The sequence below is a fragment of the Mesorhizobium sp. NPDC059025 genome, from assembly GCF_042739655.1.
Classification (GTDB): Bacteria; Pseudomonadota; Alphaproteobacteria; order Rhizobiales; family Rhizobiaceae; genus Mesorhizobium.
Genome location: NZ_JBHYIM010000011.1, coordinates 92,860 through 119,089 on the forward strand (window position 1 = coordinate 92,860; position 26,230 = coordinate 119,089).

Annotated in this window: 24 protein-coding genes; 10 read left to right on the forward strand and 14 right to left on the reverse strand. The window is 60.7% G+C overall.

The window, feature by feature from the left end; translation table 11 throughout:
* The first annotated feature begins 322 nt into the window (after positions 1-322).
* Positions 323-1,855 (forward strand): acyl-CoA carboxylase subunit beta, encoded by a 1,533-nt coding sequence (locus ACFWYE_RS23385; protein ID WP_379114668.1) that lies wholly within the window; start codon positions 323-325, stop codon positions 1,853-1,855.
* Positions 1,856-1,864: 9 nt separating this feature from the next.
* Here the strand turns inward: ACFWYE_RS23385 and ACFWYE_RS23390 are convergent, their stop codons facing one another.
* The 3 genes from ACFWYE_RS23390 to ACFWYE_RS23400 all read right to left on the reverse strand — a co-directional run bounded on the left by ACFWYE_RS23390 (position 1,865) and on the right by ACFWYE_RS23400 (position 4,149).
* Complete coding sequence (locus ACFWYE_RS23390) at positions 1,865-2,863, reverse strand: hypothetical protein (RefSeq protein WP_379114670.1); 999 nt, start codon at positions 2,861-2,863, stop codon at positions 1,865-1,867.
* A 4-nt stretch (positions 2,864-2,867) separates the two neighbouring features.
* Positions 2,868-3,878 (reverse strand): hypothetical protein, encoded by a 1,011-nt coding sequence (locus ACFWYE_RS23395; RefSeq protein WP_379114672.1) that lies wholly within the window; start codon positions 3,876-3,878, stop codon positions 2,868-2,870.
* Between the two features lie 94 nt (positions 3,879-3,972).
* Positions 3,973-4,149, reverse strand: coding sequence for a hypothetical protein (locus ACFWYE_RS23400; RefSeq protein WP_165358265.1), 177 nt, complete (start codon positions 4,147-4,149; stop codon positions 3,973-3,975).
* A 351-nt stretch (positions 4,150-4,500) separates the two neighbouring features.
* Between ACFWYE_RS23400 and ACFWYE_RS23405 the strand changes: the two genes are divergently transcribed.
* Positions 4,501-4,866, forward strand: coding sequence for a hypothetical protein (locus ACFWYE_RS23405; protein WP_379114674.1), 366 nt, complete (start codon positions 4,501-4,503; stop codon positions 4,864-4,866).
* A gap of 51 nt (positions 4,867-4,917) precedes the next feature.
* Here the strand turns inward: ACFWYE_RS23405 and ACFWYE_RS23410 are convergent, their stop codons facing one another.
* From ACFWYE_RS23410 to ACFWYE_RS23420, 3 genes are all read right to left on the reverse strand, one after another.
* On the reverse strand, positions 4,918-6,489 hold the full coding sequence (locus tag ACFWYE_RS23410; RefSeq protein ID WP_379114676.1) for a GMC family oxidoreductase: 1,572 nt from the start codon (positions 6,487-6,489) through the stop codon (positions 4,918-4,920).
* 41 nt (positions 6,490-6,530) lie between these two features.
* Positions 6,531-7,061, reverse strand: a complete 531-nt coding sequence (locus ACFWYE_RS23415; RefSeq protein ID WP_379114678.1) for a gluconate 2-dehydrogenase subunit 3 family protein — start codon at positions 7,059-7,061, stop codon at positions 6,531-6,533.
* Positions 7,062-7,143: 82 nt separating this feature from the next.
* The gene (locus ACFWYE_RS23420) at positions 7,144-7,539 is read right to left on the reverse strand and encodes a VOC family protein (RefSeq protein WP_379071388.1); all 396 of its coding nucleotides are present in this window, start codon (positions 7,537-7,539) and stop codon (positions 7,144-7,146) included.
* Positions 7,540-7,774: 235 nt separating this feature from the next.
* Between ACFWYE_RS23420 and ACFWYE_RS23425 the strand changes: the two genes are divergently transcribed.
* A complete protein-coding gene (locus tag ACFWYE_RS23425; protein ID WP_379071391.1) occupies positions 7,775-8,080 on the forward strand; it encodes a ribbon-helix-helix domain-containing protein in 306 nt (101 codons plus the stop codon).
* A 36-nt stretch (positions 8,081-8,116) separates the two neighbouring features.
* Here the strand turns inward: ACFWYE_RS23425 and cckA are convergent, their stop codons facing one another.
* Positions 8,117-10,747, reverse strand: coding sequence for a cell cycle histidine kinase CckA (gene cckA / locus ACFWYE_RS23430; RefSeq protein WP_379071394.1), 2,631 nt, complete (start codon positions 10,745-10,747; stop codon positions 8,117-8,119).
* 238 nt (positions 10,748-10,985) lie between these two features.
* Between cckA and ACFWYE_RS23435 the strand changes: the two genes are divergently transcribed.
* Positions 10,986-11,735 (forward strand): hypothetical protein, encoded by a 750-nt coding sequence (locus ACFWYE_RS23435; protein WP_379114681.1) that lies wholly within the window; start codon positions 10,986-10,988, stop codon positions 11,733-11,735.
* A 74-nt stretch (positions 11,736-11,809) separates the two neighbouring features.
* Here ACFWYE_RS23435 and dksA read toward each other — a convergent pair whose 3' ends face one another.
* Entirely contained in the window at positions 11,810-12,226 is a 417-nt protein-coding gene (gene dksA, locus ACFWYE_RS23440; RefSeq protein ID WP_129415389.1) for an RNA polymerase-binding protein DksA, read from the reverse strand.
* A gap of 252 nt (positions 12,227-12,478) precedes the next feature.
* Here dksA and ACFWYE_RS23445 point away from each other — a divergent pair, with 252 nt between their 5' ends.
* The 3 genes from ACFWYE_RS23445 to ACFWYE_RS23455 all read left to right on the forward strand — a co-directional run bounded on the left by ACFWYE_RS23445 (position 12,479) and on the right by ACFWYE_RS23455 (position 15,626).
* Positions 12,479-12,982 (forward strand): SixA phosphatase family protein, encoded by a 504-nt coding sequence (locus ACFWYE_RS23445; protein WP_379071400.1) that lies wholly within the window; start codon positions 12,479-12,481, stop codon positions 12,980-12,982.
* 92 nt (positions 12,983-13,074) lie between these two features.
* Positions 13,075-14,544: a YcjX family protein gene (locus ACFWYE_RS23450; protein ID WP_379114768.1), complete on the forward strand. Its 1,470-nt coding sequence runs from the start codon at positions 13,075-13,077 to the stop codon at positions 14,542-14,544.
* Entirely contained in the window at positions 14,541-15,626 is a 1,086-nt protein-coding gene (locus ACFWYE_RS23455; protein WP_379114683.1) for a YcjF family protein, read from the forward strand. Before ACFWYE_RS23450 ends, ACFWYE_RS23455 begins: the two co-directional genes overlap by 4 nt.
* A 49-nt stretch (positions 15,627-15,675) precedes the next feature.
* Here the strand turns inward: ACFWYE_RS23455 and ACFWYE_RS23460 are convergent, their stop codons facing one another.
* From ACFWYE_RS23460 to fmdA, 3 genes are all read right to left on the reverse strand, one after another.
* Positions 15,676-15,975 (reverse strand): FmdB family zinc ribbon protein, encoded by a 300-nt coding sequence (locus tag ACFWYE_RS23460; protein WP_379114684.1) that lies wholly within the window; start codon positions 15,973-15,975, stop codon positions 15,676-15,678.
* 97 nt (positions 15,976-16,072) lie between these two features.
* Complete coding sequence (locus tag ACFWYE_RS23465; protein ID WP_379114685.1) at positions 16,073-16,585, reverse strand: AmiS/UreI family transporter; 513 nt, start codon at positions 16,583-16,585, stop codon at positions 16,073-16,075.
* Between the two features lie 67 nt (positions 16,586-16,652).
* Entirely contained in the window at positions 16,653-17,879 is a 1,227-nt protein-coding gene (gene fmdA / locus ACFWYE_RS23470) for a formamidase (RefSeq protein ID WP_129415395.1), read from the reverse strand.
* A gap of 364 nt (positions 17,880-18,243) precedes the next feature.
* Between fmdA and ACFWYE_RS23475 the strand changes: the two genes are divergently transcribed.
* Positions 18,244-18,981: a response regulator gene (locus ACFWYE_RS23475; RefSeq protein ID WP_379114686.1), complete on the forward strand. Its 738-nt coding sequence runs from the start codon at positions 18,244-18,246 to the stop codon at positions 18,979-18,981.
* On the opposite strand, the gene ACFWYE_RS23480 is transcribed toward ACFWYE_RS23475, so the two are convergent.
* A complete protein-coding gene (locus tag ACFWYE_RS23480; protein ID WP_379114688.1) occupies positions 18,898-20,166 on the reverse strand; it encodes a sensor histidine kinase in 1,269 nt (422 codons plus the stop codon). The two genes, ACFWYE_RS23475 and ACFWYE_RS23480, sit on opposite strands and share 84 nt — an antisense overlap.
* Positions 20,163-22,802: an ATP-binding protein gene (locus ACFWYE_RS23485; RefSeq protein WP_379114690.1), complete on the reverse strand. Its 2,640-nt coding sequence runs from the start codon at positions 22,800-22,802 to the stop codon at positions 20,163-20,165. The genes ACFWYE_RS23480 and ACFWYE_RS23485 overlap by 4 nt, the downstream gene beginning before the upstream one ends.
* Positions 22,803-23,186: 384 nt before the next feature.
* On the opposite strand from ACFWYE_RS23485, the gene ACFWYE_RS23490 reads away from it, so the two are divergent.
* Positions 23,187-23,738 (forward strand): hypothetical protein, encoded by a 552-nt coding sequence (locus ACFWYE_RS23490; RefSeq protein WP_379071403.1) that lies wholly within the window; start codon positions 23,187-23,189, stop codon positions 23,736-23,738.
* Between the two features lie 88 nt (positions 23,739-23,826).
* Here ACFWYE_RS23490 and ACFWYE_RS23495 read toward each other — a convergent pair whose 3' ends face one another.
* Positions 23,827-24,096 (reverse strand): hypothetical protein, encoded by a 270-nt coding sequence (locus ACFWYE_RS23495; protein WP_379071405.1) that lies wholly within the window; start codon positions 24,094-24,096, stop codon positions 23,827-23,829.
* Between the two features lie 258 nt (positions 24,097-24,354).
* On the opposite strand from ACFWYE_RS23495, the gene ACFWYE_RS23500 reads away from it, so the two are divergent.
* A complete protein-coding gene (locus ACFWYE_RS23500) occupies positions 24,355-26,184 on the forward strand; it encodes a monovalent cation:proton antiporter-2 (CPA2) family protein (RefSeq protein WP_379114692.1) in 1,830 nt (609 codons plus the stop codon).
* Positions 26,185-26,230 lie beyond the last annotated feature (46 nt).

Below are 26,230 nucleotides of genomic sequence, written 5' to 3' on the forward strand. Positions count from 1 at the left end.
TTGCCGCGGGACTTACACCGCCTTGCCCAAGGCAAGGGGAACAGACGCAACCAGTCTCAATCAGGGAGAAAGCCGGAAAGACCCGGCCCGAGCGCCTATGAGGCGGCATATGGAGGAGTTCGCGAAGAAATGCAAGAGCCTCATGTTGCAATGCAGCATTGCGCATGGGCGTCTAACCGCGTTCAGGAGACAAACTACAGCCGTCGATGACTGCGCGAGGCATGCGAAATACGGGTTTGCATCGTGAAATCAAAGCCCCGCTTGCGCTCCCCGCGCCACGCCGATACCAAAAGCGGACTAAATATCTGAGGGAGGCCGCCCAATGAAGGAAGTGCTGAAGGAACTCGAGCGCCGGCGCGACATCGCCCGTTTGGGGGGCGGTCAGGCACGCATCGATGCCCAGCACGCCAAGGGCAAGCTGACTGCACGCGAACGTATTGAGATCTTCCTCGACGAAGGTTCGTTCGAGGAGTTCGATATGTATGTCGAACATCGTTCCACCGATTTCGGCATGGAGAAATCGAAAGTCGCCGGTGACGGCGTCGTCACCGGCTGGGGCACGGTCAACGGTCGTCCGGTCTATCTGTTCGCCAAGGATTTCACCGTATTCGGCGGCTCGCTTTCGGAAGCGCATGCCGAGAAGGTGATGAAGGTGCAGGACATGGCGCTGCGCAACCGCGCGCCGATCATCGGGCTTTATGATGCCGGCGGTGCGCGCATCCAGGAAGGCGTGGCAGCGCTGGGCGGCTATGCTGAAATCTTCCAGCGCAACGTACTGGCTTCCGGGGTCATTCCGCAGATATCGCTGATCATGGGTCCCTGCGCCGGCGGCGACGTCTATTCGCCCGCCATGACTGACTTCATCTTCATGGTCCGGGACACCTCCTATATGTTCGTGACCGGTCCGGACGTCGTCAAGACCGTGACCAACGAAACTGTCACGGCCGAGCAGCTCGGCGGCGCTTCCGTACACACGACGAAGTCCTCGATCGCTGACGGAGCCTATGACAATGATGTCGAGGCGCTGTTGCAGATGCGACGACTGGTCGACCTTCTGCCAGCCTCCAACACCGCCGAGATACCGGAAGTCGAATGCTATCAATCGGTAACCGAGCATGACATGTCGCTCGACCGCCTCATTCCGGACAACGCCAACAAACCCTACGACATCAAGGAACTGATCCTGAAGACCGTCGACGAAGGCGACTTCTTCGAGATCCAGGCTTCCTTCGCCAAGAACATCGTGACCGGTCTCGGCCGTGTCGAAGGGCGCACCGTGGGCTTCGTCGCCAACCAGCCGATGGTGCTGGCCGGTGTTCTGGACAGTGACGCCTCCCGCAAGGCAGCACGCTTCGTACGCTTCTGCGATTGCTTCAACATTCCGCTCGTCACCTTTGTCGACGTTCCCGGTTTCCTGCCCGGCACCGCGCAGGAGTATGGCGGACTGATCAAGCACGGCGCCAAGCTGTTGTTCGCCTATGCCGAGGCAACGGTGCCAAAGGTGACGGTGATCACCCGCAAGGCCTTTGGCGGCGCCTACGACGTGATGGCCTCGAAACACCTGCGTGGCGACATGAACTACGCCTGGCCGACGGCGCAGATCGCCGTGATGGGCGCCAAGGGCGCCGTCGAAATCATCTATCGCAAGGATATCGGCGACGCCGAGAAGATCGCGGCACACACCAAACAATACGAGGACCGCTTCCTGTCACCTTTCGTGGCCGCGGAACGCGGCTATGTCGACGAGGTGATCATGCCGCACTCGACGCGTCGCCGCGTCGCACGAGCGCTGAGGATGTTGCGCAACAAGGACCTGCAGAATCCCTGGAAGAAGCACGACAACATTCCGCTTTAGGACGTGCCATCACACGCTCGGTGTGTTGGCACGAACGGATTCCGCAAAAATCCTGGCGATCTTTCTTGCACCGGATTCATTCGGGTGGATTTCATCGCGGTACCAGTCGCGGTCGGTCATCGCCGGCCTGAGGTCGCTGTAGACGACATGCGCGGTGCTCTGCGCGAACGACTGCAAGGCGTCGTTGAACAGCTTGACCATTTGGGCAACGATTGCCCGGCACAGCGGCGCATGAGCGATCGGATCAAAGCCGAGCGTTTCCAACGGACCGCCGAGATAGTGTCCGCCCTTCTTCGGAATGGCATTGGCATAGCCGTGCACGTAAAGCACGACACGGCCTGCGGTGGCGTCGCGCGCATCATTGGCCAGCGACCGATAGAAGCCCATCATCTGGCTGATCTTCTGCGAGAATGTCGCCTTGATGTAGTCGGCCGCGTGCGCCGGATCGGCATCGCCTGACTTTCGAGGCTTCACATAGGTCGGGATGGAACCCAACACGTCATTGCCGCCGCCAGAGAACAGAAAATGCCCGAACAGACCGGAGCGTAACGGCTGGCGATATTGCTTCGCTGTGACCATTGCTTCCAGTTCATCGCCCCAGAGCGCGATGTTGCTGACTTCGAAATCATAATCGCTGCCTAGAAAGTCGATTGCCGTCTTTGGATAGATGTAGTCCGGCAGGTTGAACCAGGAGTCACCCTCGGCCAAAAGCCTGGTCCTTGCCGCCCTGCGAAATGTTTGCGTCAGTACCCTCGGCTTCCTTGGAGGCGGGGTCTGCGCTCGCGTTGCCTCGGCGTAGAGTTTGGAGATTGCGTCAGGGGCTGGCCTGGCGCGGCCGACTTCGACCAACGCCTCGTTAAGTTTCAAAGCGGGAGCGAAAGGCTTGCTGTGTTCTTCGTCCGGCAGGAAGTAGTCGGTGAGTTCCTGCTCGCTGAGCGATGCGTTGCGGCAGCGTTTGCGTAGGTCGGCAAGCGAGATCGGAGGGGTTTGGGGTTTCTTTGAAACCATCGGTTCACTCCGCCCAGCCAGCCACGATCCTGGCTGTATCCTGGTTCATCAGATAGCCATAGAAATCATGCGGGTTGGACACGAGTTGCCCGCTAGACGCATCGCGATAATGCCAGCAGTTGTAGATCTTCCTGTCGGTGATCGAGCGGCAATAATGTTTGGTGCGCATGGTTGCAAAGGCCGTGCGCATACTTTGCACATGCGCGATGAAATCGTCCTCTGCGTGGACATTGATCCAGTCGACGAACTGGTTGCGCGGATATTTTTCGTCATCCAACGCCACGGCGTCGAGCAGATTGCGCTGGATACCGATTTCGCCGAGCGGACAGCCTAATGTGAGCCAGAGCCTGACCGGGATTGCGGATGCATCGCGCCGGCCCTCATATTCGGACCGGAACGAGTACTTCCAGAAGACGTCGTAGGCGACCATGCAGCCCATGCTGTGTGTGACAAGGCAAACGTCATCGCCGTCGGCCAACGACTGCTTCAGAACATCCTGGAGCCGGGCGCGGATGTCCGAGCCGACACGCTGCGATGTGAGATAGACGGCAAGGTCCCACTTGATCGAGACTTCGACCAGCGAGTTGACGAGGCCGAAGGTAAACAGCTCGCCGAACATGGAAGCCGCGTGTATCGCCTCGTCGAGAAAGCGCCAATCTTTGGCGATATCAAGGACATGGCGATAGCTCTTCTTGTTGAAAGTCCGCAGCGCGTCGGTCAAATCGAAGGCGTCATCCAATGCCGCCGCCGGAAAGCACGGCTTGAAATCATATGGCGGATCGTTCTGCGCGGTCAGCAATGCGGCGGTCTTGGGGTCGTAGGACGCCTCGATGCGGTTGGTGACATCGCCGTAATACGCGCTGCTGAATTTGATGGCGCCGCCTTGGAGGTCGTCTGCGACATCGGCCTTGCCCGCCCGCCGCAATCCGGCGACGATGGCGCGCTTGGCAAGTGCTGCCAGCGCCGAACCGGCCGGCTTGATATCCCTGCCATGAACGAGGATGAGATGTTTCATGCCCCGGCCCCCTCGCTGGACAGGCTACGGTAGCACAATGTCCTGAAGGCTTTCTCAGATCTTCCGGTGTAAGCCGAAAGATGTATCCTGAAACTCAGGCTGCTCTTACCAGATCGTTGTATTCATCGAGATCGACGTAGAAGACGCGGGTGATCTCGGTGATGATCTCGTCGTCGTCGTAACCCTGCGATTTCAGGATGTTGATAGCCGTCAGGATGTCGACGCGCTCGACGAGCCGCCGCTTCTGGTAGTCTTCGAAAAAAGTCTCCATCGGCCCGTCCCTTGCCCGATGTGCCCAGTAACGCCGAGATCACGGAAGAAACGCTGTATTCATCCTCCAGCGCGGAACTGGCCCACGCCGTCGAGATCTTCCTCGATCTGCCCCCAAATCAAGTTTGACGCGGAAAATATGGCCGACTCACCAAGGCCAACCAAAGGGTAACATGGGTGGACCAAAGCGCAGCAATATTAGTCATCCAGAATATATGATTTCAGCGGTGAAGTTTGTGCAAGGGGCGACGTTCGGCGATGTTGCGGTCTTGTCGAAAAAATGGTGCAAAGCATGCGCCGACCGCATTCGGACCAATCGATGATGCGTTGCCTGACCCTTTTGTTATCTTTCATGGCTGCGGGACTTGCGACCGGCAACGCGCGCGCTGCCATTGCCGACGGCACCTTGCCCGAAGGCAGCTATCGCTGCGAGGTCTACCTGCTCGGCGCATTCGTCAACCTGGGCGATATCAAGATCAAGGGACGCGTCTATAGCGGTCCGACCTACGGCCCTTTGATGCAAGGCTATAATTATGAGATGGACAACAATGGCGAGATCAGCTGGCTTGGCCCTGTCGGCGGTTTCACCAGCGGCGGCAATGGCATCTCGCTGACGCAGGTGACGGCCGACGATACCACCGACGCCTCTTTCGACATCGTCATGCGCCAGCCGGACGGCGCCTTCAGCGCGGCGACCTGCACGATCCGCAACCCTTGAACGAAAAGCGCGGAACACCGTGGCGTTCCGCGCGAACAGGCCTGCGAGTTTTCAGATCGTCCTGGCGGCCATCTCCTTGGCGATGTAGTCGGCTTGACGGATCGCCAAGGTGACGATGGTCAGTGTCGGGTTCTCGGCACCCCCGGTGGTGAATTGGCTGCCGTCGGAGACAAACAGATTCTTGATGTCATGCGTCTGGCCATGCTTGTTGACGACGCCGTCCTCCGGCTTCTCGCTCATCCGGTTGGTGCCGAGATTGTGCGTGGACGGATAAGGCGGCGTCGGGAAGACCCGCGTCGCGCCGACCGCGTCATAGAGCGCCGTGCCTTGCTTGTAGGCATGGTTGCGCATCGCGGTGTCGTTGGGATGATCGTCGAAATTCACGTTGGCCACGGGCATGCCATGCGTGTCCTTCTCGGAAGCATGCAGCGTCACCCGGTTTTCGGCGCGCGGCATGTCCTCCCCGACGATCCACAGGCCGGCCATATGATCGTAATGGTCGAGCGCTGTGGTGAAGGAGCGCCCCCAGCCGCCGGGATCGAGGAATGCGGCCATGAACGGCAGCCCGAGCGACAGCGTCTCCAGTTCGTAGCCGCCAACGAAACCGCGCGAAGGATCGTTGCGTGCCTCGTCGCGCACGATGCCGGCCATTGTGGTACCGCGGTACATGTGCACCGGCTTGTCGAAGATGGCATAGACCGAGCCTGTGGTGTGGCGCATGTAGTTCCGTCCCACCTGCCCCGAGGAATTGGCAAGCCCGTGGGCGAACTTTGACGACTCCGAATTGAGCAGCAGGCGGGGACTTTCGATCGAATTGCCGGCAACGGCGACGATGCGCGCCTTCTGTTCCTGCAATTTGCCTTCCTTGTCGGCATAGACGACGCCGGTCACTTTGCCCGACGCGTCGTGGTTGATCTTGATAACCATGGCATTGGGGCGCACCTCAAGATGCCCCGTCGCTTCGCCCTTGGGAATTTCAGTGTAGAGCGTCGACCATTTGGCACCCCACTTACAACCCTGGAAACAAAATCCAGTTTGCTGGCAGGAATTGCGGTCGTCGCGCGGCTGCGAATTGATTGCCATGCGACCGGTGTGACATTCCTTATAGCCGAGCTTGTCGGCTCCGGCTTTCAACACCTTGAAGTTGTTGTTACCCGGAAGGCCTGGGATGTCGTTCGTTCGCGTCACCCCCATCTTGTCTTCTGCCTTGGCGTAATAAGGTTCGAGTTCAGCAAGGGTGACAGGCCAGTCGAGCAGGTTGGCGCCCTCGACCTTGCCGTAGGTGGTGAGCGCCTTGAATTCGTGATCCTGCAAGCGCAGCGAGGCACCTGCCCAATGCGTCGTCGTTCCACCTACCGCCTTGACGATCCAGGCCGGCAGGTTTGGAAAGTCCTTTGCGACACGCCAGTCGCCCGAAGTGGTGCGCATATCCTTCCAGGCGAGCTGGGCGAAGCTGTCCCACTCGTCATTGACGAAATCGTCATATTCATAGCGCCCGCCTGCTTCGAGGATGACGACGTCGATACCCTTCTGGGCAAGTTCGTTGCCGAGCGTGCCGCCGCCGGCGCCCGAGCCGATGATGACGACAACGCCATCATTCTTCAGGTCGAATGGTGCTGCCATGGTTTCCTCCCATGAATTCCTTGCTGGGTGACGGGTGTGTTTCAGAGCCACTCGATGTCGTCGAAGCCGCGACTGATGTAGCCACCCTTGGAGTAGGACTCGCCCTCGTAGCCGAACACCGGCCAGACCTCTTTCTGGTTGTAGAGACTGACGACCAGCCCCCCACGCACCGCCTGGAAGAACGGTGTCGTCTCGATGGCCTTGAGCACAGAGACCCGCTCCTCCTCCCAGCCGAGCCCGCGATACCCTCCCTCGCCGGCACGCTTGTCGAGGTCCGCGATACCGACCTCGATCAGTTCCTTGTGCTTGGCATCCTTGCCCGCCTGTTCGTCATGGCCTTTCACCGCGACCGCATAGAATTTGTCGGCCAGCTGATCGTGCGGGTAGATGTCGCGCGCCATCTGGATCAGCGTTGCCATGGTCTCCGGTTTCAACGCGGAGGTTTCCAGACCCCAGGCGTTTTCGGGGCTGATGACCGCGTTGCCGGCAATGACCAGCAACGCGCCGATGCTGCCGCGTTTCAGAAGCTCGCGGCGCGACAGGCCAGGCCTGCCTTCGTGAATTGTGACCAACTTCTCCTCCCTTGCTTGCTGTTGCGCCTCCCGGCGCTGTGGCTGGCGTCGCATCCCCTCCCAGGGGCGACAGCATTTCCTCCTATTTGAAACGACCGTGACGCTGCAGAACCTCGATCTTGTAGCCGTCGGGATCCTCGACGAAGAAGAAACGCGCCAGGAGCGCACCGTCGCGGTTGAACTCGACGATCTTCTTCGGGTTGAGGCCGAGCGCGCCAAATCGATCGTGTTCCGCATCGAGATCGGCCACGGACACCGCCAGGTGACCATAGCCGTCACCCAGAGCGTAAGGCTCCGCCCGTCCCTTGTTGACCGTCAGCTCAACTTCGAAATCGCTCTCGGGATTGCTGAGATAGACGAGCGTGAAGGTCTCGAAATCCAGGCGCTCGGCAATATCGAGGCCAAAGGCCTGTCTGTAGAATTCGACCGACCGGTTCTCATCCAGAACCCGGATCATCGTGTGGATTGCCTTGGCCAAGGGAACTCCGTCCTGATCTTTCTGATGAGGAGGATTATGGGCGCGGCGAAAAGAGTTTGGTGGCAGCCCGTTACCACGCGCAAATCCATGCTCCCACTTATGGTTTTACCGATTCTGTTATTGTCTCGCGGACGAAAGTCCGATTGCCGGCTCCGGCGTTTCGGCGGAAGATAAACTGAAAGCTGGCTGATGCCGGATGTGCCGGCCAAAGCCAAAGTAAGATGGGAGATTTTCAATGTGCAGGGTGTTTGCCGGACAGGACCCGGAAGGATATCGTCAGATCAACCGGTCGATCCGCATCGCCGGCCATTCGACCAGCATCCAGCTCGAAGCCACTTTCTGGGAGTTGCTGGATGAAATCGCCGACAGCCAGGGTCTGACGACGCCGAAATTCATCTCGAAGCTCTACGATGAAGCCATTGAGATCAATGGCGAAATCCCGAATTTCGCGTCAATGCTGCGCACAACCTGCGCGCTCTATCTGCGCGGCCACCGCCCCTGCGCCGAAGACGTCGAGACGCTGCGACGCCAGGCAGCCTGATGGTCCCGGCGAACACACCCGTCTAAGGAATCCGTCTCAGGATTTACCCTCGAGAACGTCCTTCACGACGGTAGCCAGCTGTTTCAGCGAGAACGGCTTCGGCAGGAACCCGAACTGGGCGTCGGCTGGCAGGTTCTTGGCAAAGGCGTCTTCGGCATAGCCCGATACGAAAACGAACTTGATGGTCGGCTGGCGCTTTCGCAATTCGCCGAGCAGCGTCGGGCCGTCCATCTCGGGCATGACGACGTCAGAGACGACGATGTCGATCTTGCCTTCGAGCTCGTCGAACACCTCCAGCGCCTCGACGCCTGATGTCGCCTCATGCACGGTGTAGCCCCGCGATTTGAGCGCACGCACCCCCCCCATGCGCACTGCATCCTCGTCCTCGACCAGAAGAACGATGGCTGAGCCGGACAGGTCCTTGCCATCACCGGACCTGGCTGCATCGCCATTCTTGACAGATTCAGCCGCCGCCGAGTTCTCCGTTCCCGTCGCCCTGGTATCGCCAGGCTTTCCTTCCATAGGCAGCTTCGCAGCCTCTGCGACATGGCGTGGCAGGAAGATGCGGAAAGTCGTGCCCTTGCCAACTTCGGAATCGCAGAAGATGAAGCCGCCCGTCTGCTTGATGATGCCATAGACCATCGACAAGCCGAGGCCGGTGCCCTTCCCCACCTCCTTGGTGGTGAAGAACGGCTCGAAGATTTTCTTCAGCACATCCGGTGCGATGCCCGATCCGGTGTCCTCGACTTCGACGACAACGTAGTCGGCGGCTGGCAGCTCGCGATAGGAAAACGCGGCGCATTCGTCGGCCGTGACATTTTTCGTGCGCACGGTGAGATCACCACCCGATGGCATGGCGTCGCGGGCATTTACGGCGAGATTGACCACCACCTGCTCGAACTGGCCGATATCGACCTTGACGGGCCAAAGGTCACGGCCGTGGTCGACCTTGAGCTTGATGTTGTTGCCGACGAGACGTGCGAGCAGCATGCGCAGGTCGGCAAGCACGTCGGTAAGGTTGAGCACTTCCGGACGCAACGTCTGCTTGCGCGAGAAGGCGAGAAGCTGGCGCACCAGCGATGCTGCCCGGTTCGCATTCTGCTTGATGTTCATGATATCCGGGAAGGAAGGATCCGACGGACGGTGGTTTGCCAGCAACAGGTCGGACGCCATGATGATGGCGGTAAGCACATTGTTGAAGTCATGCGCTATGCCGCCAGCAAGCTGGCCCACGGCCTGCATCTTCTGGCTCTGCGCCATCTGGCCTTCCAGCGCCTTCTGCTCGGTGGTTTCCACCGCATAGACGATCGCTGCCTCTTCGGCGCCCTCGCCATCGGTGCCGTCGGCGACCGCGTTGACGTAGAAGCGGACATGACGCTCCTCATTGTCCGGCAGGACCGTGTCGATCGGCGCGATATCGGCCTGGCGCTGATGCGCCTTTTCGAGTGCCGTCGCGAAAGCTGGCCTGTCCCGCTCATGGATAACTGTGTCGAGGCGCACCTTGCGGTCGAGCGCATCCCGGTCGACCGCAGGCGAGAACAGCGACAGGAACGGTGCGTTGGTGCGCAGGATGCGGCCGTCATGATCGACGCCGGCGATCGCCATCGGCGTCGAATTGAAGAAACGGGTGAAGCGGATTTCGGAAGCGCGCAGGTCTGCGGAGGCATCCTCACCCTGGGTCCGGTTGAGCACGATGGTACGGCTCGGACCGTTCAGCCCTTCGCGACTCGCCGAAACGCGATGCATGAAGCGCACCGGCAACGCCTTGCCGGCCATGGTGGTGAGATCAAGGTCGATCACCGCATTGCGCGTTGTACCGGGATCCGCCCGCACCGAGCGGATAAGCGCCATGCCGTCACCGGCGACAATATCGGGGAGCGCAACCGCACCTGGCGTGAAGGATGCCAGATCGATGCCCAGCCACTCGGCCAGGGTCGCATTGATGTATGTGACGCGACCATCCTGATCGGCAGCGAAGAAACCCGCCGGTGCATGGTCGAGATGGTCGATCGCCTGCTGCAGATCCAGGAAGAAACGCTCCTGCTCGGCGCGCTCGACCGAAATATCGGCAAGTTGCCATGCCGACAGCGGCTGCCGAAGGCCAGGCACGGTAAAGGTGCGCGCCCGCGTGCGATACCAACGCCCGCCAGGTTCGGCGCCCGGGCGAACCGATTGCGTCAGCCGGAATTCGCCGTCTCCGGCCTGACCATCGCGCAGGCCGGCGGAAAGGCGATAAATCGTGCTGGTTGCTTCAGGAACGTCCGACAGCAGCCCTTCCACTGTCTTGACGTCAGCGGCGGATGTCGCGCCAGTCATGTCGGCATAAGCGCGGTTGGCGTAGACCACACGATCCTTGGCATCCGTCACCAAAAGGCCCTGCGACATCGAATCGACAAAGGCCTTGGACAGTTCGTCGCTGGTCGAGCGCGGCGCGATCTGCACGAAACCGATTGCAGTTGCAAACAGGAAGCCGACGCCGATCATCGCCAGCACGCCCAGCATGCCAAGCAGAAACGGATCGCCGAAACGCTCGCGGAAAATACCGAAAACCACGGCAGCCGCAGCCAGCACCACCATGAAGACGATAAGCCGCGTCACCGCGCCCGGCCTTGTACCCTGGTCGACGATCGGCATCGGATAAAACTCGCCGCCCGTTTCCTTGGCCATGTGCCCCCTGCTCACCAATTCCAGCCACCGGCGCCCCGACTCGCCCGGTTGAATCATATTCTCCCTGCCCGGAAAAGACCCTGCTGGCAAATGTGCGCCAAAAACAACGCTGTCGCGGGGCTTTGCCGCAAGCCGTTCCGATATGCCCTGTTCACAAAGCGCCAGACGCGCCTTGCGACATCCTGACACCGCCTTTAGTGTCGCCGACGCTGGGGCCGGATCATTGTTGGGGATGTCTATGCTGAGTTGGCTGGAAAGCATGGCAGGGCCGAATTATGCGCCTGCCATCGTGTGGACCTTCGCGGCCCTGGTCCTGCTTGTCATCCTGCTGGTTATAGTAAGGTTGATCCGCGGCCTGACCTTCGGCACTTATGTCGCCGGCGGCAAGAACCGCAAGACACGTCTGGCGGTCATGGACGCAACCGCGGTCGACAGCCATCGCCGCCTGGTCCTCGTGCGCCGCGACGACATCGAGCATTTGATCCTTATCGGTGGTCCAACGGACGTGGTTGTCGAGCGCGACATCCGAATGGTGCCTTCGCGCCGCCCGGTTCTCACCGGAGACGGGCAGCTGCAACAATCACCTGCGCGTCCAACCGTCGAACAACAACGCCAACAACAACCTTCGCCTTCGCCTTCATCTTCACCTGCTGCACCGGCACGACGGCCGGAACCGCCGCGCCAGCAGGTTGCGCCCAGTGCTCCGACGCCGCATCTCGAGCCGACCCTGCCACTGTCTTCGCCGCCAAGGGTTCAACAGCCCGCATTGCAAGCCGTGGCGCGCCAGGAACCCGTCCGGGCCGAACCGCCATTTCGTGCACCGCCGGAGCCGCTGGAAGATCCGCTCGATGACGCGTTGATGCATGAGCTTGAGGTTTCACTGGAGCAGGACGACATGCCCCCGGCCAAAACCAATGCAAAGGCGCAGCCCACGCTGGACGACGAAATGGCGAAGCTTCTCGGCGAATTGTCCAGCCACAAGCGTTGATCGGCAACGGACACACCAAAGAAAATGGCCGGCAGAGCCGGCCATCTCCGAAGACAAGCTAGCACCGACGATTGTCAGTCGTCGCGGTAGACTTTTTCCCGGCGCTCGTGACGTTCCTGCGCTTCGATCGACAATGTGGCGATCGGGCGCGCATCGAGGCGCTTCAGCGAGATCGGTTCCCCGGTTTCCTCGCAATAGCCATAAGTGCCCTCATCGATGCGCTGCAAGGCAGAATCGATCTTCGAGATCAGCTTGCGCTGACGATCACGGGCTCTCAGCTCGATTGCGCGGTCGGTTTCCGACGACGCTCGGTCTGCGAGATCTGGATGATTGGCGTTTTCTTGCTGAAGGATTTCGAGAGTTTCACGCGCCTCGCGCAGAATATCATTCTTCCAGGTAATCAACTTCTGCCGAAAGTATGATTTTTGCCGTTCATTCATGAACGGCTCGTCTTCGGAGGGTATGTAATCGGAAGCTACAATTTCGCTCATTCGACTCACCCGACTGCCCCAAATTTGGCGCCTATATATTCGCGGCGCAATTGCTTAACAAGCGCAATCCGTCGTGCCGTCACGCATTTGTTAATACAGCCCCGCCCTACGCTGCCGCTTTTCCCGGTCAGCCCCGAGTTGCAAGGTTCTCGGCATATCTGCCAACTGCCCAGCCGTTGCGTCGAAGCTCCCGGCTGGCTAATTCTTAGCTGACGGATCGGCGGGCGGCGCCGATCGGAAAGAGGGATCTGCGTGGCGAAACTCTATCTTCTCAGGCATGCGAAGGCTGGATGGGCTCTGCCGGGCACGCGCGACTTCGACCGCGCACTCGACCCCTCCGGCGTCACCGATGCCGAGATGATTGGAACCGCCATGCGGACCCATGGCTATGTTCCGGACCTGACACTGTGTTCGGGGGCGCTGCGGGCCCGCGAGACCCTCGGCGGAATAGCCGCTCATACCGACACCGGTCGCGTACTCTATTTCGACAAGCTCTACAGCGAGGATGCCGCAGGTTATCTGGAAATCATCAGGGACCACGGTGGTTACGGTTCCCTTCTGGTCATTGGCCACAATCCGATGATGGAAGATCTTGCGATGGCCATATCCGGCGACGGTGAGGAAGGCGCGCGAGAGACGCTGGAGCACGGGTTTCCAACATCCGGGCTCGCAGTTGTACGCTTCGACGGAAGCCTGACGGGCGCCGCACCCGGCAAGGGCTTTCTGGAAGATTTCCTCACGCCCATAACCGCCTGACACGCAATAACCATTCAAAAGCCACCTCCGGCAGCCTATATCGAGATACCCGCACGGCGGGCGATTGGATGAGCGGAGCACTAGAGACCCGATTGGCTTCATCGCTGACCACAATTTCCGATGAGGCTCGCATCGCGCTGGACACCGTGACCGGCCGTGCCGCCGGATTGTTTCGACCTTCGATCAGGCTGGGCGTCACCGGTCTCTCGCGTGCCGGCAAGACGGTGTTCATCTCATCTCTCGTCCATAACCTCATACATGGCGGTCGCTTACCGCTGTTCGAAGCGCAGAAGTCAGGGCGGATTGCGCGCGCTTTCCTGGAAGAACAGCCAGACGATGCCGTACCGCGCTTCCAGTATGAGGACCACATCGCGGCTCTGGTCGACCAGCGCATATGGCCGGATTCCACCCGTGCTATTTCGGAGCTGCGGCTAACCATCGAGTTTGAATCGGCTTCTGGCTGGAACCGTATGTTTTCGGCAGGGAGATTATCGGTCGATATCGTCGACTATCCCGGCGAGTGGCTGCTCGACCTGCCGCTGCTCGGCAAATCCTTCGCCGATTTCTCCAGCGAGGCTTTCGAACTGGCTGCCTTGCCGGTACGCGCCGACCTCGCCCGCGAGTGGCGCGCACTTTCAACGACCGCGGCTGCCGACGCGGATGCCGATGAGCTGACCGCGCGCCGGCTGGCCGAGAGTTTTTCTGCCTACCTGAAGGCGTGCAAACGCGATGAACGCGCGCTTTCCACCTTGCCGCCGGGCCGTTTCCTGATGCCAGGCGATCTCGATGGCTCGCCAGCGCTGACGTTCGCGCCGCTGCCCGGCATGACAGGGAAACGGGCAAGGCCCGGTTCGCTCCATGCCATGATGGAGCGTCGCTACGAAGCCTACAAGACACATGTGGTAAAGCCGTTTTTTCGCGAACACATCGCCCGCCTCGACCGTCAGATCGTGCTCATCGATGCCATGCAGGCCCTGAACGCCGGGCCTGCGGCAATGGCCGATCTCGAACGTGCCGTCACGGAAATCCTTGCCTGCTTCCGGCCCGGGCGCGGCAACTTCCTGACCGACTGGTTCGCACGGCGCATCGACCGCATCCTGATCGCGGCGACCAAGGCCGACCATTTGCACCATGAAAGCCACGACCGGCTGCAGGCGATCGTGCGGCGGCTCGCCGATAGAGCCATCGCCAAAGCGAGCTTCACCGGTACGGCCGTCGACGTCGTCGCCATGGCGGCGGTGCGTGCCACCCGCGAAGGTACGGTCAAGCAGGGCACCGAAACCTTGCCGGTCATCATAGGCACGCCGCTTGAAGGGGAGCGGATCGGGGGCGAGACTTTCGACGGCAACACCGAAACAGCCATATTTCCCGGTGATTTGCCGAAAAGCGCTGATGCTGTTTTCGAAGAAAACGCGCAGGATCGTGCTGACAATCCGGCCATACGCTTCGTGCGATTCCGGCCGCCGAAACTCGAACGCACCGCCGAGGGCGTGACATTGTCGCTGCCGCATATCCGGCTCGACCGGGCCCTGCAGTTCCTGATCGGAGACCGTCTCGCATGACCACGTCCCGCAAGCCGGCGGCGTTCCGCATCGGACCGGACACCGCATCCCAACCGAAGGCTGCGGTTGTCGAAAAGCCGACGGAAACACCACGCAAGCCGCGCGCGATGAAGGCCGAGGCGGCCATCGTCGTGCCTGACGAAGTCGATGTGTTCGACGAACCGAACCTGCTTGCAGCCGAACCACCCGCAGCACCCGCGCCACGCAAACGCTCGTTCCTCGCCAACATCTTCTTTGGCGCCGTCGGCGTCCTGGTCTCGCTGGCGATAGGTTTGTGGACGGACCGGCTGATCCGCGACCTCTTCACGCGCGCCGATTGGCTCGGCTGGCTGGCCGCCGGCGTGGCAGCAATCGCGCTGCTTGCACTGCTTGTCATCCTGGCTCGCGAATTCCTGGCGATTGCGCGGCTTGCCAAGGTGGAGAAGCTGCAGGGCAAAGCGCTGGATGCCATTGCCCGGGACGATCCCAACGCCGCGCGCGCGGTCGTGGACGAACTGTCTGCTTTTGTCGTAGCCCGGCCACAGACGGCCGCCGGTCGCCGTGCGCTGGCGGAATTGCGCGGTGAGATCATCGACGGCGGCGATCTCGTGAGATTGGCCGAAACCGAAATCCTCGGTCCTCTCGACGCCCAGGCCAAAACAATGATCCTGGATGCGGCCAAACGGGTGTCGCTGGTTACCGCCGTCAGCCCACGCGCCCTGGTCGACGTCGCTTATGTCGTATTCGAAGCCGGGCGATTGATCCGGCGCCTTTCAGAACTTTATGGCGGACGTCCCGGCACGTTGGGCTTCTTCCGGCTTGCCAGAAGCGTGCTTGCCCATCTCGCCGTCACAGGCTCGATCGCCGTCGGCGACAGCTTTGTCCAGCAGATCGTGGGTCATGGCCTCGCGGCGCGGCTGTCGGCAAAGCTGGGGGAAGGTGTGGTCAATGGCATGATGACGGCACGAATCGGCATCGCCGCCATGGAAACCGCCCGCCCTTTGCCGTTCACGGCCGTGAAGCGACCCGGTATGGGGGACTTCCTTGCTGCATTGACCTCGTTCGCTGACGGAAAGGATCGCGGCACCGGCGCGACTTCCTGATTCTACCGGACGATACCTACAGAGCGCGGACAGTTAGCGCCGGTTGGCATCAGTGGCCGATCATCCATTTCTTGCGCATCGATGTCGGCTTGTTGCCAATCTTGCACAGTGCGCAACCACAGCCGCTGAGATGCGCCTTCTTGACCACTTTCGGTTCGGTGCCGCTTCGCTCTGAACGTGCCAATGCCCGGCGCAGTTTGTCGTTCATCATGCTCAGGCGGGGTGCTGCCACATCCCTGTTGCTTTGTTCCTTGCATTGCGGGCACGCGCACGCCCTCAGCGCGTCTTGCATCGGAACCCATTCATCAAATGGCCCGCAGTCGTCACAAACATAATTGTAGAGCGGCATCGCCAGCCTCCGAAACATCAAGACGATTTTGTCAGGCGAAGGGTGTCCCGCCCATCCAGGTTGCCAGGCTGATCTGTTGCCAGACCAGACAACAGCGTCACAGCTTGCCGTCCAGCAGCAGGAAGCCCGGTAGCCAGCCGGTGATGACGCCCGCTAGCAGAGTGGCAATCGCGGTAACCCGCAGCACCGGCCGCTGCAGCGCCAGAAGCAGGAAATAAAGGAACCACACCACACCCCAGATGACCCAGTTGGATGCCATCCAGAAGTCGATCGACGTTTGGCCGTCTGAAAACCCTCGTGCCGCCACCGGAACGGTGGTGATCGCGACGAACAGGCTGAACCAGCCGAGCCCTCGCCCATCCACCTTTATCACCCTGTTGTAGGCCACCCAGAAGTAGGTTGCCGAAAACAGGATCGTCAGCGCCGCACCCTTTATAGACGCAGCATCTGCGCCGGGTCCGAACGCCCAGGCGAGCGACACACAGAACGTCACGACACCGGAAACCACGTTGATGACGATGATTTCCAGGTCCTCGATTTTTCCGAGCAGCCACAGCCCGTTCAGGAACAGGACCGCACCGACATAAAGCAAAGCAAATCCGAGCAGCATGAATTCCCTCCCCAAAAGAGCGCCGGCCAGACCGTGTCTGACCGTCGCTTCATTGTTGCGCAGCCTGTCAGCTCGTCTTGGCAACGTCGGCCTTGAAGTCCTGCTTCTTCGGTCCATGTGCGTTGGGATTGATGTCGAAGTCGAAGATCGCCGTCGGAATGGCCAAGGTGGCGCAAACGTTGGGGATATCGACGATGCCGGCAATGCGTCCTTCGACAGGGGCGGTGCCGAGGATCATGTAGGCCTGTTCGCCGGAGTAGCCGAACTTCTTGAGGTATTCGATGGCGTTGAGGCAGGCCCGACGATAGGCGACGTGGGCGTCCAGATAGAATTGCTCACCCGTGTGTTCATCGACCGAGATGCCCTCGAAGATGAGGTAGTCGTCGAAATGCGGGTCGATCGGGCTTGGCTTGAAGATCGGGTTGGTGACGCCATATTTGGCCATGCCGCCCTTGATGACGTCGACGCTGATATCGACCCAGCCGGCCATTTCGATGGCACCGCAAAAGGTGATTTCGCCGTCGCCCTGAGAGAAATGGATATCGCCCATCGAGAGGCCGCCGCCCTTCACATAGACGGGAAAGTAAACCTTCGAACCGCGCGACAGGTTCTTGATGTCACAGTTTCCACCGTGCTCGCGCGGCGGAACCGTGCGCCACGCCTCGGCCGCGGCCTTTCTCGCCGCATCGCCCTTCAACTGTCCCATCAGTGCCGTGTCGGCATATGGCAGCGCTGCCAGCGGCGGCACACGCGCAGGATCGGTCGCCACCAGTTCGGCTTCACGCCTGTTGGCTTCCGCGAGCAGCTTGTGGTCAGGCAGGCAGCCGATCAGGCCAGGGTGGATGATGCCGGGATAACGCACGCCTGGAATATGGCGCGACGTCGTGTAGATGCCATGGAAATCCCAGCAGGATTTGCTGGCTTCGGGGTAATGCTCGGTCAGGAAGCCGCCGCCGTTTTCCTTGGCAAACAAGCCGTTGAAACCCCACTCGGAGTCAGGTTTGGCGCCAAGGTCAAGGATATCGACCACCAACAGGTCTCCGGGCTCCGCGCCGTCGACGCCGAACGGGCCGCTGAGGTAGTGAACGCGCGTCAGGTCGACGTCGCGGACATCATTGGCGCTGTCGTTGTTGCCGATCTGGCCTCCCGTCCAGTCGTGGCATTCCACACGATAGGTGCGCCCGGGCTTGAGCTGCTCCACCATTGGAATGTCCGGATGCCACCGGTTGTGAGTCTTGATGGCATGATCTTCGGGGGCTTTGTTCAGGTCGACTGAGAATACTGTCTGTGGCATGCGGCTGTTCCTCCTCAACGCCAGCGTGCAGGCGGGTGGCTTGCGTGCCGTCCTCGTCCTTGCACCGGGCTGCACGATGGCGCCCGGTATCGCCGTGCGACGCCAAGCTAGGTGCGGCATGTAATCGCCATGCATCGGAATGCCGCCCGCTTTGTAATTTTTTGTAACCAGGCGGCTAGCGGCCCGCGCTCGCAGCACGCGACCTACTGACGATTTTAGTTATAATTTTCAGCGCATTGGATAGACCTTCCCATGCGCGAAAAACATCGACCCGCCCTCACCTCGCTTCATGCGACGCCGACCACGACAAATGAATGTCTTCCCTCCTCGACCGTACGCAGGAATTGCGATTATCGTAGCGGTCATGTCAGTCGCCGAACAAAGATCACGCATTCTCGTTGTCGATGACGATCGTCGGCTGTGCAGCTTTCTGGAAAGATTCCTCACGAGCGAAGGCTATGCCATTGTCAGCACCCATGACGGGCGTTCAATGCGGCGCGCGCTGGCCGACGAGGCGTTCGATCTTGTCATCCTCGATCTCGGCTTTCCTGTCGGCGAAGACGGCGTGACCCTGGCGCGCAGCATGCGCTCGCAATACGACCTGCCGCTGATCATGCTGTCGGGCAAGAACACCACAATCGACAAGGTCGTCTGTCTCGAACTGGGAGCCGACGACTACATCACCAAGCCTTTCGAGCCGCGCGAGCTCCTGGCGCGCGTCCGCACGGTGATGAGGCGCTTTGCCAAACGCATCAACGTGCCTGAAGCTTCTGAGGCGGACCGCTCCGCGTCCGTCTGTTTCGACGGCTGGCGGCTCGACCCCACACGCTACAAGCTGTCGTCACCAAATGGCGAAAACGTGCGACTGACCAGTCAGGAGTTCCAGATCCTGTCAGCGCTCGTGGAACGGCGCGGCCGCGTCCTGTCACGCGAGCAGATCCTCGACATCGTCGCCAATCGCAGCTGGACGCCCTATGACCGCAGCATCGACGTGCTGATTGGCAAGATACGTCGCAAGTTACGGGACAACGCGCGTGACACGCAATTCATCAAGACCATTCGCGGCGTCGGCTACATGTTCGCCACTCAAGGTCGGGACTGAGGCACGCGGCAGATAGAGATTGATCCGGGTACCTTCGTCCGGCTTGCTGGAGATGCCAAGGCGTCCGCCGGACTGCCGTACGAATCCATCGACCATCGTCAGGCCCAGGCCGTTGCCCTTGCCCGCAGGTTTGGTGCTGAAGAGCGGTTCCAATGCGCGGCGGCGTATTGCTACCGGCATTCCATGGCCGGTGTCGATGACAGAGATAACGACATACTGACCAGGCAACAGGCCCGACGCGACCCGGGCATCATCCGGCCGAACGACAAAATTGCAAGCCTCGAACCGGAGCCTGCCTCCATCAGGCATCGCGTCGCGCGCGTTGAGCGCGAGGTTGAGCAGGCTGGTTTCCATCTGCGCCGGGTGAACCTCGATCTCATGCAGATCATCCGCGAGCTCGAGCGAGAGGCTGATGTCGTCGCCCAGCGTACGACGCAAGACGCGCATCAGGTCCGGCAACACCGCATGCAGGTCGACGCGAACCGCATCGCCCCCTTCCTGGCGGCCGAAATTAAGCAGGCGCGTCGTCAGGTCGGTACCCGCCTTCACCGCCGCCAGGGCATCATCGAGCATCTGTACCTGCTCCGGCTTGGTTCGCACATGCTCCTGCAGCCAGCGCAGATTGCCGAGCAGGACAGCCAAGATGTTGTTGAAGTCGTGCGCGATGCCACCGGCCAGTTGTCCCATCGTCTGGATGCGCTGCATCTGCCCGAGCCTCTCGGCGACCAGGCGCTTTTCCTCCATCAGGCGGGTGCGCTCGAAGCAGCGCTCCAGCGTCGCCAACAGGTCGGCGCTGTGGAACGGCTTGCACAGATAGTCATAGGCGCCGGCCTGTAACGCCTCGACAGCCGTCTCGACCGAGGCATAGGCGGTCACCATCAGGCAGATGAGATCGGGGCTTTGCCGGCGAAACGCCCGGACCAGTTCGACACCGCTGCCTACACCCAAGCGTACGTCGACCAGGGCAATCGCCGGCTGGTGCACTGCCAATGCGCCTTGGGCCGACAACGCATCATGCGCGATGATCGCCTGGTAGCCTTCAAGCTCAAGCAATCCGGCGAGACTCGCGGCAAAGTCCTCATCATCGTCGACAATTAGGATCCGCTTCTTCTCAACCGTCTCGGCGCCCTGCGGGACGATATCGTCGCCGATGAAATCGGTCTGCAGGTCGGTCTGGTCCGTCATGACGAACCAGCGCTCGTCCGCGGCAACACGATCGATACGCGCGTGCCTGTGCCTTGTTCGCTGTCGATCAGGACCGAGCCGCCATGCTGCTCCACGATGCGCTTGACCAGCGGCATCCCCAGTCCGACGCCAAACGCCTTTGTGCTGAACAGCGGTTCGAACACCCGTGCCACCGTTTCGCGCGACATGCCTGTCCCGTTATCGGCAACGCAGATGATGGCGTTCTTGCCCTCGCAGCGAGTGGAGACGACAATCGCTGCGTCATCCGCCGCGTGCCCTTCGCAGGCCTGGAGGGCATTGGCCAGAACATTGGAGAAAGCCTGCCGCAGCCGCTCACCATCAGCCGATATCCTGCATCCGGCAGCGAGCTGGAGCTGTATCGGCCGCGTGGCATCCTGTTCGGCGACATGTTGAGCCACCCACCGGTCGATCAGGATTGGCGTCACCGTCAGCACGTGCTTGCGCGAGAAGTCGAGCAGGTCCTCGATGATCCTCACGCAGCGCCAGGCATTTCGCTGCAACCGTTGCAGTTCGGAGAGCACCGGCTCGTCAGCATTCTTCAGCGAACGAAGCAGGACGTCGGCTGATGTCACCAGGGTACCCAGCGGATTGCGCAGCTCGTGGCTGACGGTTGCCGTGATCTGGCCGATGGCGGCAAGGCGTTCGTTGCTTGCCAGGTCCCTCTGGGTCTGGCGCAGTTTCTCCAGCGACGCAACGAGGTCTCTTTCGGCAAGTTCGCGGCTCTCCTGCGACAGTACGATCCACCAGGCGCCGATGCCCAGCAGGGGCAGCAGAGCGAGGAAGACACGCAAAAGCAGCTGGCCGCTTGCCAGATGGGGTTGTTCCGATCCCGGCTCGATCAATCGGTAGGTGAGAAGAAACACGCCGCCGGCGACCACCGCCAGGGTAAACAGCACCCCCGCCACCTTGAGGAGGCGCTGCCCCATGCGGGGGGCGATCTTGTCGCGCATATGCGGCAGTGCTCGGGCAAGATACCGAGTGTGCGAGGTCTCCAGGGCGCCGCCCGGTGACTTGCACACATCGTGGCAATGCGAATCCAGACTGCAGCACAACGAGCAGATCGGCTGCGCATAGAAAGTGCAGTGGACCATATCGGAGCGTTCATAGGTGACACCACAGATGGCGCACAAATTGCTGTCCGATGTCGTTGCGGGCAACTCGACAGGCTGGCGCGCCAGATAGTATCGCCCCCTGGTCGCGACGCCGATCGCCACCGCACCGCCAAGCGCGGTGACAAAAGCGATGGGAGCGGCATAGGCTTGTGCCATGACGCCGAAAATGCCGGAGAAGCACAGAAAGGCGACGAAAGACGCCATGGCCATAGAGCCGCAGCCGACGGGATTGAAATTGTAGAGATAGGCGCGCTTGAATTCGGGGAAAGCAGGGCTGACCCCTAGCGGCTTTAGGATGGCGAGATCGGCGAAAATCGAGCCGATCCAAGCCGCGGCGATGATCGAGTAGACCGCCAGCACAAGCTCGAGCGTCTGGAAGATGCCTAGCAGCATCAACAGCAGCGAGATCAGGATGTTGAATACCAGCCACACGACCCGGCCGGGGTGATAGTGGGTGACGCGCGAGAAGAAATTGGACCAGGCCAACGAGCCGGCATAGGCGTTGGTGACGTTGATCTTGACCTGGGAAATCAGCACGAATGCCGCCGCAAGTGCGAGCACGACACGTGGGTCGGAGCTCACATACTCGTATGCCTTGATATACATGTGGATGGGTTCGAGCGCCGTTGACCGCGATAAGCCGGCCTGGATTGCGAGCACTGCCAGCAAACTGCCGCACAGGATCTTGAACCCGCCGACGACGATCCAGCCCGGGCCGGCGGCAATCACGGCCGCCCACCAACGGAAACGATTCCCGGGTGTCTTGTCAGGCAGAAAGCGCAGATAGTCGACCTGTTCGCCGATCTGGATGGACAGCGCGGACAGGACACCGACGGCGGAGCCGAATGCCAGAAAATTGAACCCCTCGCCTGCCATATCGCTGCCGACGAAAGCCGCCCATTGGTCGAGCGTGTCGGGATGGACGAACAGGATGTAGGCGAACGGAGCCAAATGCATGGCGATCCAGATCGGCTGCGACAGGAGCTGTAGCTTGCTGATCAGCGTCACGCCCATGAAGGTGATCGGGATGATGACGACGGAAGAAATGACATATCCCAGCACGAGTGGCACATCGGCGAACAGATTGAGCGCCTGCGCCATGATCACGCCTTCGAGGGCAAAAAAGATGAAGGTGAAAGTTGCGTAGATCAACGAGGTGATCGTGGATCCGATGTAACCAAAGCCGGCGCCGCGCGTCAGCAGGTCCATGTCGATGTTGTAACGGCTGGAGTAGTAGGCGATCGGCAAGCTTGTTGCGAAAACAAACAGGCAGGTCACCAGGATCGCGGGAAAGGCGTTGGCGAAGCCGTAGCTGAGCGTAATAGCGCCCCCGATAGCTTCAAGGGCCAGAAACGAAATCCCGCCCAAAGCAGTGTTGGCAATGACAAATGGCGACCACCGGCGAAACGACCGAGCCGCGTACCGGAGCGAATAATCTTCCAGCGTCTCGTTGGCGATCCAGGAATGGTAGGATCGCAACGCTGGCAACTGCGGCGTTTCCATCAAATTCCGCACGCATGCGCGATGGTCCGATACAGCGATCGGCGCATGAATCTGCTCCTCCTAAGACCTGCTCCCTGTCAAATGATCACACAAAGGCGATTGCCAGACCAGCCCGCTGGGGCGTTGCCGTCAGGCGAGGCAGTCGTGCGTTTGCGAAGCCGTTGGCACATTCGATTGCGCCTGGCGCGTCCAGCAAGCTTCGCTGTTGAGCGTCCGATCCAACTTTGTCGCTGTCGCGCTGCGGATCTTCCTTGCAGGGTCGATAAGATCGGGCAGAGCTGGGTTTACCGCCTCCCAATCGCCCTCCAGGTGACGAAGCATTAACCAATCTTCTTCATGGTTGGCCTCGTTCCAACACAGCGTCCTCGTTGCCGGGTGTCATCCATGAAAAGCGTGTTCCTGTCCGCCGTCATGCCTCTTGCGCTCGCCGCCTCGGTCGCGGTGGGTAGCTCGGCATTCGGCGCCGATCGCGACAAGCAGTTTTTCCAATCGGTCGAGGGACAGTGGATCGGGCCAGGCGAAATCGTCGCCGGCAAGTACAAGGGAACCAAGTTCAACTGCAATTTCAAAGGGTCGACGCCAGAAGGCAGCAAGGTCGGCATGACGCTGGACGGAGATTGTCGCGTCGGCGTCTTCTCGCAAAAGATGGGGGCAACCGTCGAGCGCAAAGGGCGCGACGGCTATAAGGGTTCCTTCATGGGCGGTTCCTCCGGCGCGGGACTCGATATCATCTCCGGCAATGTCGTAGACAACCGCAAGGTCGTCTTCGCCATCAACCGAAATCAGCTGCGCGGCGTCATGCAGGCCCGTATCCCCAACGAAAATTCGATGATCGTCACCGTATCCGTGAAGGTCGACGAGCAGATGGTCCCTGTGATCGGCATGAACCTGAAGCGTGTCGATGACGTGGCGGTGGGCGCCATTGCCAGGAACTGACGAGCGATCCATTCCATAAAAACAAACGGCGGCCACAGGCCGCCGTTTCAACATGCGCAAGGCCTTCGCCTTGCGTGGAAGCAGGCAATCAGCCCTTCTTCACTTCAGCGATGATCTCGTCATAAGCCTTGCAGGCGTCGGCCTGGTTGTTCGAGCCCGAATACTTTGTGGCGATTTCCTGGATCTTGGCGGTCCATTCGGTAGCCTTGGCCGGGTTCTTGGTGACGGCTTCCTGAACCGCGGTCGTCAGTTCCTGGGTCTTCTTGCCGATCACCTCTGCGGTGCATTCAGGCGCCTTCGAGCAGGCCGAAAGACCGAGCGCCGCCACGCCGACAACAGTCAGCACAATCTTCTTCATGGTAGTCCTCTCTCCGTAGTGGCGGCGATCCCGTCCGCCCGCGTTTGTGGCCCCAGCCTCGCCGTCCATAGCGCGCCATTGCGGCCTACTGCAACTCACCAACGTACAGCTATTGGAAATATTGGATTTACCGGCTTCTGGGCTCTTATCAGCGAGGGCTGAAACACGGTGATTCGGGGCTGTTCGCCGCGCGACGAACCTCCTATCCTGATCAGGGGGCTCCTTCCCTCCACCGATGCGGCGAGAACGGGAACAGCGATGGCGGTCGAGGCTTCAAACAGCGAACTGGTGAATGTGGTCGCCCTGCTCGGCGCCGGCGTCATCGCCGTGCCGATATTCAAACGTGCCGGCCTCGGCTCGATCCTCGGCTATCTCGCCGCCGGGTTGGCGATCGGCCCGTTCGGCCTGGGCATCTTTTCCGACCCCGCCGCAATCCTGCATGTGGCAGAGCTTGGCGTGGTGATGTTCCTGTTCATCATAGGCCTCGAAATGCAGCCGTCCCGGCTGTGGGGTCTGCGTCGCGACATCTTCGGACTTGGCGCGCTGCAGGTCGGTCTGTGCGCGCTGTTGCTGACGGCATGCGGGCTCGCCGGCGGCTTTCCTGTCGCCCAGGCTTTTGTCGCTGGCGCCGGCTTTGTGCTGACATCGACGGCCATCGTCATGCAATTGCTTGAAGAACAGGGCGAAATCGCCACCCCGAAAGGTCAGCGGATGGTCTCGATCCTGCTGCTCGAGGATCTGGCCATCGTGCCGCTCCTGGCCCTGGTAGCGTTCCTGGCCCCCGGTGGCGCCGACACCACCTTGCAGCAGCGTTTCACCGAGATCGGTATCGGCATTGCGGCTATCGTAGGCCTGGTGGTTGCCGGCCGTTATCTGCTCAACCCGTTGTTTCGGGTCCTGGCGGATGCACGGGCGCGCGAGGTGATGACGGCCGCAGCCCTGCTGGTCGTATTGGGATCGGCGCTCGCCATGCAGATGAGTGGCCTTTCGATGGCGATGGGCGCCTTCCTGGCCGGCGTTCTGTTGTCGGAATCGACCTTCCGCCATCAGCTCGAGGCCGATATCGAGCCGTTTCGCGGCGTCCTGCTCGGACTGTTCTTCCTTGCTGTCGGCATGTCGCTCAACCTCGCCGTCGTGGCAGAGAACTGGCAACTGGTCGCGATCTATGTCGTTGCCTACATGGTGGCCAAGGCGCTCGGCATCTATGGGGTAGCCCGCCTTCTGAAGGCATCGAACCGCGAAGCGATCGAACGTGCCGCGGTCATGGCGCAAGGCGGCGAATTCGCCTTCGTGCTTTATTCCTCGGCCACGCAAGCCGGCATCATCGATGGTCGGGCAAACGCCATCCTTACCGCCATCATCATCATCTCGATGGTGCTGACCCCGCTGGTGATCATCGCCCTCCGCTATCTGTATCCACAACGTGACGAACCTTCGCTCGACGGCGTCGATGTCGCGGAAGGCCTGTCGGGATCAGTGCTGATCATCGGCTTCGGGCGTTTCGGCCAGATCGCCAGCCAGCCGCTGATCCTGCGCGGCGTCGACGTTTCGATCATCGACAACGATGTCGAGATGATCCAGGCCGCCGCCAATTTCGGCTTCAAGGTCTATTACGGCGACGGCACCAGGCTGGATATCCTGCACGCCGCGGGTGCCGGACGCGCCCGGGCAGTGCTCATCTGCGTCGACAAGCCGGAAACCGCCGTGCGCGTTGCTGAACTGGTCAAGGCCGAATTCCCGCTGGTGACGGTGTTTGCCCGAGCCTACGACCGCGGCACTTCGCTGCAACTGGTCAAGGCGGGTGTCGACTATCAGCTGCGCGAAACCTTCGAATCGGCACTCGTATTCGGCGGTTCAACACTGGAGGCGCTGGGCGAAGACCCGGACGAAGTCGCGGAAATCATCGAAGACGTCCGCCAGCGCGATGCCGCACGCTTCGACCTGCAGCTTACCGGCGATATCCGCGATGGGCGCAACTTCCTGAAAGGAAATCTCGCAACGCCGGCTCCCGCACCAGTGACCCAACCGCGTCGCCCGGCGCAGGCGCTTAGCGAGGAAACAGCCGAAGTGCTGAAAAACGCGACCTGACCGGCTTCATCTCGAATTTTGGATGCCGCGATCAACTCTCTGATAA